This is a genomic window from Curtobacterium flaccumfaciens, from assembly GCF_013359815.1.
GTDB lineage: Bacteria > Actinomycetota > Actinomycetes > Actinomycetales > Microbacteriaceae > Curtobacterium > Curtobacterium flaccumfaciens.
Window position 1 is genome coordinate 94320 of sequence record NZ_JABMCF010000031.1, and the last position, 10343, is coordinate 104662.

Here is a 10343-nt window from a genome sequence, read left to right on the forward strand (position 1 = left end):
CCTTTAATGCCGTCCAGTGAGGCGGGGAAGGGGGTCGACGTGGGAACCAGAACGGTCCTGCAACAGCCCGACATCACGCGTGCCCTGACACGCATCGCGCACGAGATCCTCGAAGCCAACCACGGGGGCTCGGACCTCGTGCTCCTCGGCATCCCGACCCGCGGCGCCGTCCTGGCGGAACGCCTCGGCCGGATCCTGGCCGGCATCGAGCCGGAGTGGTCCTCGGCCGCCGGTGGCATCGGGACGGAGCGTGTCGGCACGCTCGACGTCACCATGCACCGCGACGACCTCGGCCACGGCATCGGCCGCGCGCCGCACCGGACGGTCATCCCCGCCGGCGGCATCGACGGCAAGGTCGTCGTGCTCGTCGACGACGTGCTGTACTCCGGTCGCACCGTCCGCGCCGCGCTCGACGCGCTGCAGGGCATCGGCCGGCCGCGTGCCGTCCGGCTCGCCGTGCTCGTCGACCGTGGCCACCGCGAGCTGCCGATCCGCGCGGACCACGTGGGCAAGAACCTGCCGACCGCGTCCGACGAGCGGGTCACGCTGCACCTGGCCGAGACCGACGGCGACGACACCGTGTTCATCGAGCAGGGGGTGGCGTGATGCGGCACCTGCTCTCCACCGCCGACCTGTCCCGCGACCAGGCCGTCCACATCCTCGACGTCGCCGAGGAGATGGCCGAGGTCAACACGCGCGAGGTCCGGAAGCTCCCGGCCCTGCGCGGCAAGACCGTGGTGAACCTGTTCTTCGAGGACTCCACGCGCACGCGCATCTCGTTCGAGGCCGCCGCGAAACGCCTGTCCGCCGACGTCCTCAACTTCGCCGCGAAGGGCTCGAGCGTCTCGAAGGGCGAATCCCTGAAGGACACCGTGCAGACCCTCGGCGCGATGGGCATCGACGGCATCGTCATGCGCCACGGTGCATCGGGCGCGCCGCGGGTGCTCGCCGACGCCGACTGGATCGACGTGCCGGTGGTCAACGCCGGTGACGGCACGCACGAACACCCGACGCAGGCGCTGCTCGACGCCTTCACCATGCGCCGCCGCCTGCACGGTGCCGGCTCGCGCGGCCAGGGCCTCGACGGCGTGCGCGTCCTGATCATCGGCGACGTGCTGCACAGCCGGGTCGCCCGGTCGAACGCCTGGCTGCTCCGCACCCTCGGCGCGAGCGTGACCTTCGCCGCGCCGCCGACGCTGCTGCCCGCCACCCCGACCCCGTTCGGCGCCGCGGTGCACCACGACCTCGACACCGCCCTGGCCGAGGACCCGGACGTCGTCATGACGCTCCGCATCCAGCAGGAGCGGATGAACGACGCCTTCTTCCCGAACCCGCGCGAGTACACGCGGCACTGGGGTCTGACGGCGGCACGCTTCGGTCGGCTGTCCGAGCGCACGCTGATCATGCACCCCGGTCCGATGAACCGCGGGCTCGAGATCGCCGGCGTCGCCGCCGACGACCCCCGTTCGACCGTCGTCGAGCAGGTCGAGAACGGCGTCTCGGTCCGGATGGCCGTCCTCTACCTCGCCCTGACGGGCAGTGCCGGCACCGGCACCGACGCGAAGGAGTCCGCCGCATGACCGCTCACCTGATCCGTGGCGCGCAGCTGGTCGACGGCTCGCGTGCCGACATCCGTCTGGAGGCCGGGCGCATCACCGCGGTCGGGTCCGGTCTCGACACGGCCGGCGCCACCACCGTGGACGCGGACGGCCTCATCGCCCTGCCCGGTCTCGTGGACCTCCACACGCACCTGCGCGAGCCCGGTCACGAGGAGTCCGAGACCGTCCTCACCGGCTCGCGGGCCGCGGCCGCCGGCGGCTTCACCGCCGTGAACGCCATGGCGAACTCGAGCCCCGTCGCCGACACCGCCGGGGTCGTCGAGCAGGTCCAGGCACTCGGTGACGACGCCGGCTACGTGACGGTCCGCCCGATCGGCGCCGTGTCGCAGGGGCTGCAGGGCACGCACCTGTCCGAGATCGGTGCGATGGCGACCTCGCGGGCGAAGGTCCGGGTGTTCTCGGACGACGGCTCCTGCGTGGCCGACCCGCTGCTCATGCGCCGCGCACTCGAGTACATCAAGGGCTTCGGCGGGGTGCTCGCGCAGCACGCCCAGGAGCCCCGGCTGACCATCGGCGCGCAGATGAACGAGGGCCGGCTGTCCTCGGAGCTCGGCCTCGCCGGGTGGCCCGCCGTCGCGGAAGAGGCGATCATCGCCCGCGACGTCCTGCTCGCCGACCACGTCGGAGCACGCCTGCACGTCTGCCACGTCTCGACGGCCGGCAGCGTCGAGGTGATCCGGTGGGCGAAGTCCCGCGGCATCGACGTCACGGCCGAGGTCACCCCGCACCACCTCGTGCTCACCGAGGACCTCATCGCCGGCCACGACGGTGCCCCCGGCTACGACGCCCGCTACAAGGTGAACCCGCCGCTCCGCGCCCGCGAGGACGTCGAGGCGCTCCGCGCGGCCCTGGCCGACGGCACCATCGACATCGTCGCGACCGACCACGCACCGCACACCGCCGAGGCGAAGTGCTGCGAGTGGCCCGCCGCCGCGAACGGCATGGTCGGCCTCGAATCCGCGCTGAGCGTGGTGCAGTCCGCCGTGGTCGACGACGGCCGGCTCGACTGGGCCGACGTCGCCCGGGTGCTGTCCGAGGCGCCGGCGCGGATCGGCCAGGTCGAGGGGCACGGGCAGCGCATCGCCGAAGGAGCACCCGCCGAGATCACGCTCTACGACCCGTCGGCCAGCCGCGAGTTCGCGGTCACCGACCTCGCCGGCCAGTCGCAGAACTCGCCGTACCTCGGCATGACCCTGCCTGGCCGGGTCGTCGCGACCTTCCACCAGGGGTACGCGACGGTGCTCGACGGCCGGGTCGTCGACGCGGACACGATCGCGGCGCACGCCGCGGCGTTCCGGACAGGGGCGCGCGCATGAGCGGCGACGCGCAGCGCTGGCTCCTCGGCGCGGTGATCCTGCTCGCGGTCGCCGCCCTGTTCGTCGCGATGGCGCGCACCTGGCGGACGCGGACCAGGAAGCAGGCGGAAGCCGTGCCTCCAGTCCGGGTGCCGGCCGACCTGGCACCGGCGGTCGGGTCGTGGGACGGGTTCACCGTCGCGACGACCCGCGCCGACCAGCCGTTGGAACGCATCACCGCAGGCGGCCTCGGGTTCCGCGGCCGCGGCGGGGTGACGGTCCACGCGACCGGCGTGGCGATGCGCCTCGCCGGTACCGACGACCGCTGGATCGCGCGCGACGCGGTCCGCGGCGCCGACCGATCCACGTGGGCCATCGACCGAGTGGTCGAACCCGGGGGACTGGTCCGTCTGCGATGGACGGCGACCGGCGCCGCAGGTGCGACGGACCTGGACACCTACTTCCGGTTCCCGGAGGGCGACGCAGCCGCGCTGCACGCCCTGCAGGGACTGACCGAGACCGGGCCGCAGGCGACTGCGGCCGATGCTCCGCGAACCGCGGGCGAAGGGAAGAAAGCATGACACGCGAACGGGCCGTCCTGGTCCTCGAAGACGGCACCCGGTACGACGGCTGGGCCTACGGCGCCCGTGGGCGCACGCTCGGCGAGGTGGTCTTCGCGACCGGCATGACCGGCTACCAGGAGACGCTGACCGACCCCTCCTACGCCGGACAGATCGTGGTGCAGACCGCTCCGCACATCGGCAACACCGGGGTGAACGACGAGGACCCCGAGTCCCGTCGCATCTGGGTCGCCGGGTACGTGGTGCGCGACCCCAGCCGCGTGGTGTCGAACCACCGCGCGAACGCCACGCTCGACGACCACCTGGTGCGCGACGGCATCGTCGGCATCTCCGGCATCGACACCCGCGCACTCACCCGCCGCATCCGTGACGCCGGCGCCATGAAGGGCGGCGTCTTCAGCGGTGCGGACGCGGCGCTGTCGGCCGAGTCGCAGCTGGACGCGGTCGTGTCGCAGGCGACGATGGCCGGCGCGAGCTTCTCGGCGGTCGTGTCCACCCCGGAGACCTACGTCGTCCCCGCCGTTGGCGAGCAGATCGGCACCCTGGCCGTGCTCGACCTCGGCGTGAAGGCCTCGACCACCCGGTACCTCGCCGCCCGCGGCTTCGAGGTGCACGTGGTGCCGCAGGACATCTCCGCTGCGGAGCTGGAAGCCCTCGCACCGGACGCCCTGTTCTACTCGAACGGCCCCGGCGACCCCGCCGCGTCGGACGCACAGGTGGAGCTGCTGCAGGACAGCCTGCGCACCGGCCGGCCGTTCTTCGGCATCTGCTTCGGCAACCAGCTGCTCGGTCGCGCGCTCGGCTTCGGCACCTACAAGCTGCCCTTCGGTCACCGCGGCATCAACCAGCCGGTGCTCGACACGACCACGGGCAAGGTCGAGATCACGAGCCAGAACCACGGCTTCGCGGTCGACGCGCCCCTCGGCGAGGTCCTCGAGTCGCCGGCCGGGTTCGGTCGGGTCGAGGTCTCGCACTACTCGCTGAACGACAACGTGGTCGAGGGCCTCCGCGCGCTCGACGTGCCGGCGTTCAGCGTGCAGTACCACCCCGAGGCCGCCGCCGGACCGCACGACAGCATGTACCTCTTCGACCGGTTCGCGGACATGGTGCGCGAGCGTCGCGACGGAGAGCCGCTCGACGCGGCCACCGCCGACGCCACGACCCCCGCAGCAGACATCACCAAGGAAGCGAACTGATGCCCAAGCGCGCAGACATCAACTCCGTCCTCGTCATCGGCTCCGGCCCGATCGTCATCGGTCAGGCCGCCGAGTTCGACTACTCCGGCACCCAGGCGTGCCGTGTCCTCCGGGCCGAGGGCGTCCGGGTCATCCTGGTCAACCCGAACCCGGCGACGATCATGACCGACCCCGACTTCGCCGACGCGACCTACATCGAGCCGATCACGAACGCGTCGCTCGAGGAGATCATCCGCATCGAGAAGCCGGACGCCGTCCTGCCGACCCTCGGCGGCCAGACGGCCCTGAACGCGGCCATCGCGCTCGACGAGGCCGGCATCCTCGCCAAGCACGGCGTCGAGCTCATCGGCGCCAAGGTCGAGGCGATCCAGCGCGGCGAGGACCGCCAGCTCTTCAAGGAGCTCGTGCTCGAGTCCGGTGCCGACGTCGCCCGCAGCCACATCGCGCACACGCTCGAAGAAGCGAAGGAGTTCGCGAAGGACCTCGGGTACCCGCTGGTCGTCCGCCCGTCGTTCACCATGGGCGGCCTCGGTTCGGGCTTCGCCTACAACGAGGCCGAACTCGTCCGCTTCGTCGGCGACGGGCTGCAGTCCAGCCCGACGACCGAGGTCCTGCTCGAGGAATCCATCCTCGGCTGGAAGGAGTACGAGCTCGAACTGATGCGCGACAACTACGACAACACCGTCGTCATCTGCTCCATCGAGAACGTCGACCCGGTCGGCGTCCACACCGGTGACTCGATCACGGTCGCCCCCGCGCTGACCCTGACCGACCGCGAGTACCAGAACATGCGGAACATCGGCATCGACATCATCCGTCGCGTCGGCGTCGACACCGGTGGCTGCAACATCCAGTTCGCCGTCGACCCGTCGAACGGCCGCGTCATCGTCATCGAGATGAACCCCCGCGTGTCCCGCTCGTCGGCCCTCGCGTCGAAGGCCACGGGCTTCCCGATCGCCAAGATCGCCGCGAAGCTCGCCATCGGTTACCGGCTCGACGAGATCGAGAACGACATCACGAAGGTCACCCCAGCGAGCTTCGAGCCGACCCTCGACTACGTGGTCGTGAAGACCCCGCGGTTCGCGTTCGAGAAGTTCCCGGCCGCCGACGCCACCCTCACCACGACGATGAAGAGCGTCGGCGAGGCGATGGCCATCGGCCGGAACTACGCCACGGCACTGCAGAAGTCGCTGCGCTCGCTCGAGAAGCGCGGGTCGAGCTTCCACTGGGACACCCCGGCGGCCGAGCTCGACAAGGACGCCCTGCTGGCGAAGTCGTCGATCCCGACCGACGGCCGCATCGTCACGGTCCAGCAGGCCCTGGTCGCGGGCGCCACCGCGGACGAGGTCTTCGAGGCCACCAAGATCGACCCCTGGTTCATCGACCAGATCGTGCTCATCAACGAGGTCGCGGACGAGGTCCGGGCCGCCGACACCCTCGACGCGGACACGATGCGCTGGGCGAAGGAGCACGGCTTCAGCGATACCCAGATCGCGAGCCTGCGCAGCACGGACGCGGCTCCGGTCTCCGAGCAGCAGGTCCGTGACGAGCGGCACGCCCAGGGCATCCGACCGGTCTTCAAGACCGTCGACACCTGCGCCGGCGAGTTCCCCGCCCTGACGCCGTACCACTACTCCTCGTACGACACCGAGACCGAGATCACGCCGAGCGACCGCAAGAAGGTCGTCATCCTCGGCTCCGGCCCGAACCGCATCGGACAGGGCGTCGAGTTCGACTACTCGTGCGTGCACGCGTCCTTCGCGCTGAGCGCCGCCGGGTTCGAGACGATCATGATCAACTGCAACCCCGAGACCGTGTCGACCGACTACGACACCTCGGACCGCCTGTACTTCGAACCGCTGACCGCCGAGGACGTCCTCGAGGTCATCGAGGCCGAGGCCGCGTCCGGCGAACTCGTCGGCGTCGTCGTGCAGCTCGGTGGCCAGACCGCCCTCGGCCTGGCGAAGCCGCTCGAGGCCGCGGGCATCCCGATCCTCGGCACCAGCCCCACCGCGATCGACTCGGCCGAGGAGCGCGGGCAGTTCTCCGCCATCCTCGACGCCGCCGGTCTGCTCGCACCGCGCAACGGCACGGCCCACGACCTGGCGAGCGCGACCACGGTGGCCGAGGAGATCGGGTACCCCGTCCTCGTCCGCCCGTCGTTCGTGCTCGGCGGCCGCGGCATGGAGATCCTGTACGACTCCCCGTCGCTCGCGGACTACTTCGACCGGATGGCCGACCAGGCGATCATCGGCCCGGAGCTCCCGCTGCTGGTCGACCGGTTCCTGGACGACGCCGTGGAGATCGACGTCGACGCGCTCTTCGACGGCGAGCGGCTCTACATCGGCGGCATCATGGAGCACCTCGAAGAGGCCGGCATCCACTCCGGCGACTCGGCCTGCACCCTGCCCCCGGTCGGCCTCGGCCGCGCAGAGATCCAGGGCGTCGTCGACGCGACCGAGAAGATCGCCCGCGGCATCGGCGTGCAGGGCCTGCTCAACGTCCAGTTCGCCATCGGCGCCGGCGTGCTCTACGTCCTCGAGGCGAACCCGCGCGCCAGCCGCACCGTGCCCTTCGTCTCGAAGGCGCTCGGCATCCCGCTGGCCAAGGCCGCGTCCCGCATCATGACCGGCACCACGGTCGCCGAGCTCGTCGCCGAGGGCATGCTGCCCGAGCGTGACGGGGCGTTCGTCCCCGCGCAGTCGCCGGTCGCCGTGAAGGAGGCCGTACTGCCCTTCCGTCGCTTCCGCACCCGCGAGGGCCAGGTCGTCGACTCGGTGCTCAGCCCCGAGATGCGCTCCACCGGCGAGGTCATGGGCATCGACCGCGACTTCCCGCGGGCGTTCCTCAAGTCGCAGGACGCCGCGTACGGCGGCCTGCCGACCAGCGGGACGGTCTTCGTGAGCGTCGCCGACACCGACAAGCGCGCGATCGTACTGCCGGTGCACCGCCTGCAGCAGCTCGGCTTCACGATCATCGCGACCGAGGGCACGGCGGAGATCCTCCGCCGCAACGGCATCGAGGTCGGGATCGTCGGCAAGTACAGCCAGGGCGGCGAGAGCGTCGTCGACCTGCTCGCCAGGGGCGAGGTCGACATCGTGATCAACACGCCGTCGGGTGCCGCCGGTCGTGCGGACGGGTACGAGATCCGTGCGGCCACGGTCGCGGCGGACAAGCCGCTGTTCACGACGATCGCGCAGATCGGGGCCGCCGTCGCGGCGATCGAGACGATCGGTTCGCCGCTCAACGTCCGCAGCCTGCAGGACTACGCGCTCGAGCGCGCGACCTGGTGACGGCTGCCAGCATGGCAACGAACCGGTCGGGAGGCCCGGCCTCCTTCGGCGACCGCCTCGCGTCCGCCATGGGGGAGCGTTCACCGCTCTGCGTCGGGATCGACCCCCACGCCGCCACCCTGGCGGCGTGGGGGCTCGCCCGCGACGAGCAGGGCCTGACGGCGTTCGGCGCGACCCTGGTCGACGCGGCCGCCGGCCGCGCGGCGATCGTGAAGCCGCAGGTCGCCTTCTTCGAGGCGGCGGGGGTCGCGGGCTACCGTGCGCTCGACGCGACGATCCGCCGGGCACGCGATGCGGGCCTCCTGGTCGTCGCCGACGTGAAGCGGGGCGACATCGGGACCACCGGCGACGACTACGCGCTGGCGTGGCTGGACCGCGACGGGCCGTTCGCGGCCGACGCGATGACGGTGTCGCCGTACCTCGGGTACGGCTCGCTCCGGGGCACGATCGACGTCGCGCGCCGGAACGGTGCGGGGGTCTTCGTGCTCGCGGCGACGAGCAACCCCGAGGCGCGGGTGCTGCAGACCGCGGTGCTCGCGGAAGGACCGCGTACCGGCCGGACGGTCGCGGCCGGTATCGTCTTGGACGTGGCAGACGACAACCGGTCCGTGGGCGATCAGGCCCTCGGCGACGTCGGGCTCGTGCTCGGCGCGACCCTTCACCTCGACGACTTCGGCATCGACGCGGACGCGATCGGCGCCGCGCCGGTCCTCGCGCCGGGCTTCGGTGCCCAGGGCGCCCGCATCGAGGACCTCCGTGCGCTGTACGGCGCGCGTGCCGAGCAGGTGCTCGTGAGCGAGTCGCGCGGCCTGCTGACCGACGGTCCGGACGGCGTCGCGGCGCTCGTCACCGACCGCGCGGACCGCATCCGCACCGCACTGGTGGCGGCAGCGTGACCGACGAGCACGAGGGCCTGCCCGCCCACCGGACCCCGCCAGAGGTGGACCGCGTCGCCGCGGCGAAGGCCGCCGTCGCCGCGCGACGCGCCCGGGCCGCGGTGAAGGCCGCGATCGCGTCGGGGGAGCGCTCGGCACTCGACGTCGCCCGTGCCGCGTGGGACGACTCGCTGGTCGAGACGACCTCGGCGGAACGATCGCTGCGGGTCCGTGACCTGCTGGTGAGCCTGCCGGGCATCGGCCCCGCACGAGCCGAGGCGATCATGGGGACCCTGCGGATCGCCCCGTCGAAGCGCCTCGGTGGCCTCGGCACCCGGCAGCGCACCGCCCTGGCGGACTGGCTCGCCGCCCGCGGGCGCAAGCGTGGTGCCTCGAAGCTCGTCGTGCTCGCCGGACCCACCGCGGTCGGCAAGGGCACGGTCAGCGCGCACATCCGACAGCACTACCCGGACGTCAACCTCAGCGTCTCCGCCACCACCCGGAAGCCGCGCCCTGGCGAGGTCGACGGCGTGCACTACTACTTCGTGGACGACGACGAGTTCGACCGCATGATCCGCGACCGCGAGCTGCTCGAGTGGGCGACCGTCCACAACTCGTACCGCTACGGCACCCCGCGCCCGCCGATCGACCGCGCGCTCGACGCCGGCGAGAAGGTCATGCTCGAGATCGACCTGCAGGGCGCCCGGCAGGTCCGCGACGCCATGCCCGAGGCGGTGCTCGTGTTCCTGCTGCCCCCGACGTGGGAGGAACTGGTGCGCCGGCTCATCGGCCGCGGCACCGAATCCGCGGAGGAACAGGCGCGTCGTCTCGAGACCGCGAAGGTCGAGCTGGCCGCGCAGGACGAGTTCGACGTGCGGATCGTGAACTCCGATGTCGGCACCGCGGCACGTGAGGTCGTAGACTTGTTCTCTGCGCCCTGACGGGTGCACTGACTTCGAGGAGACACCATGGCCAACCCCCAGGGCATCATCGACCCGCCCATCGACGACCTGCTCAGCAAGGTCGAGTCGAAGTACGCGCTCGTCATCTTCGCGTCGAAGCGCGCCCGCCAGATCAACGACTACTACGCCGACCTGCACGAGGGCTCGCTCTTCGACAACGTCGGACCGCTCGTCGACTCGACGATCGACGACAAGCCGCTGTCCGTCGCGCTCCACGAGATCAACGAGGACAAGCTCACCGTCACCAAGCAGCAGCAGCCCACCGACTGATCCCGGTGACTGCAGCTGCTCTCCGCCTCTTCACGTCCGAGTCGGTGACCGAGGGGCACCCCGACAAGATCTGCGACCAGATCTCGGACAGCATCCTCGACGCACTGCTGGCGGTCGACCCGAACGCGCGCGTCGCCGTCGAGACGATGGTGACCACCGGGCTCGTGCACGTCGCCGGCGAGGTCACGACCTCCGGCTACGTCGAGATCCCCAAGCTCGTCCGTGACGTCATCACCGGCATCGGCTACAACT

General features: G+C 71.5%; 10 protein-coding genes. All 10 read left to right on the forward strand.

The annotated features are described in order from the left end of the window. Positions 1 to 6 precede the first annotated feature (6 nt). A complete protein-coding gene (gene pyrR, locus HP445_RS03295; protein WP_017887177.1) occupies positions 7 to 606 on the forward strand; it encodes a bifunctional pyr operon transcriptional regulator/uracil phosphoribosyltransferase PyrR in 600 nt (199 codons plus the stop codon). Next, positions 606 to 1580, forward strand: coding sequence for an aspartate carbamoyltransferase catalytic subunit (locus HP445_RS03300; RefSeq protein ID WP_110864574.1), 975 nt, complete (start codon positions 606 to 608; stop codon positions 1578 to 1580). The genes pyrR and HP445_RS03300 overlap by 1 nt, the downstream gene beginning before the upstream one ends. Continuing rightward, on the forward strand, positions 1577 to 2935 hold the full coding sequence (locus HP445_RS03305) for a dihydroorotase (RefSeq protein WP_128779978.1): 1359 nt from the start codon (positions 1577 to 1579) through the stop codon (positions 2933 to 2935). The genes HP445_RS03300 and HP445_RS03305 overlap by 4 nt, the downstream gene beginning before the upstream one ends. Continuing rightward, on the forward strand, positions 2932 to 3495 hold the full coding sequence (locus tag HP445_RS03310; protein WP_128779977.1) for a PH-like domain-containing protein: 564 nt from the start codon (positions 2932 to 2934) through the stop codon (positions 3493 to 3495). The genes HP445_RS03305 and HP445_RS03310 overlap by 4 nt, the downstream gene beginning before the upstream one ends. Further along, positions 3492 to 4691, forward strand: coding sequence for a glutamine-hydrolyzing carbamoyl-phosphate synthase small subunit (carA, locus tag HP445_RS03315; protein WP_071403717.1), 1200 nt, complete (start codon positions 3492 to 3494; stop codon positions 4689 to 4691). The genes HP445_RS03310 and carA overlap by 4 nt, the downstream gene beginning before the upstream one ends. After that, complete coding sequence (carB, locus tag HP445_RS03320; RefSeq protein ID WP_111046413.1) at positions 4691 to 7984, forward strand: carbamoyl-phosphate synthase large subunit; 3294 nt, start codon at positions 4691 to 4693, stop codon at positions 7982 to 7984. The genes carA and carB overlap by 1 nt, the downstream gene beginning before the upstream one ends. Before the next feature lie 11 nt (positions 7985 to 7995). After that, on the forward strand, positions 7996 to 8880 hold the full coding sequence (gene pyrF, locus HP445_RS03325) for an orotidine-5'-phosphate decarboxylase (protein ID WP_128779976.1): 885 nt from the start codon (positions 7996 to 7998) through the stop codon (positions 8878 to 8880). Continuing rightward, positions 8877 to 9800 (forward strand): guanylate kinase, encoded by a 924-nt coding sequence (gene gmk / locus HP445_RS03330; RefSeq protein ID WP_239001435.1) that lies wholly within the window; start codon positions 8877 to 8879, stop codon positions 9798 to 9800. The genes pyrF and gmk overlap by 4 nt, the downstream gene beginning before the upstream one ends. A gap of 27 nt (positions 9801 to 9827) precedes the next feature. Next, positions 9828 to 10091 carry a DNA-directed RNA polymerase subunit omega gene (gene rpoZ, locus HP445_RS03335; protein WP_017887186.1) on the forward strand — a complete coding sequence of 88 codons (264 nt, stop codon included), beginning with the start codon at positions 9828 to 9830 and terminating at the stop codon, positions 10089 to 10091. Positions 10092 to 10096: 5 nt separating this feature from the next. Then, positions 10097 to 10343, forward strand: a 247-nt coding sequence (locus tag HP445_RS03340) for an S-adenosylmethionine synthetase N-terminal domain-containing protein (RefSeq protein WP_347343917.1), incomplete at its 3' end; no start/stop codon positions are given.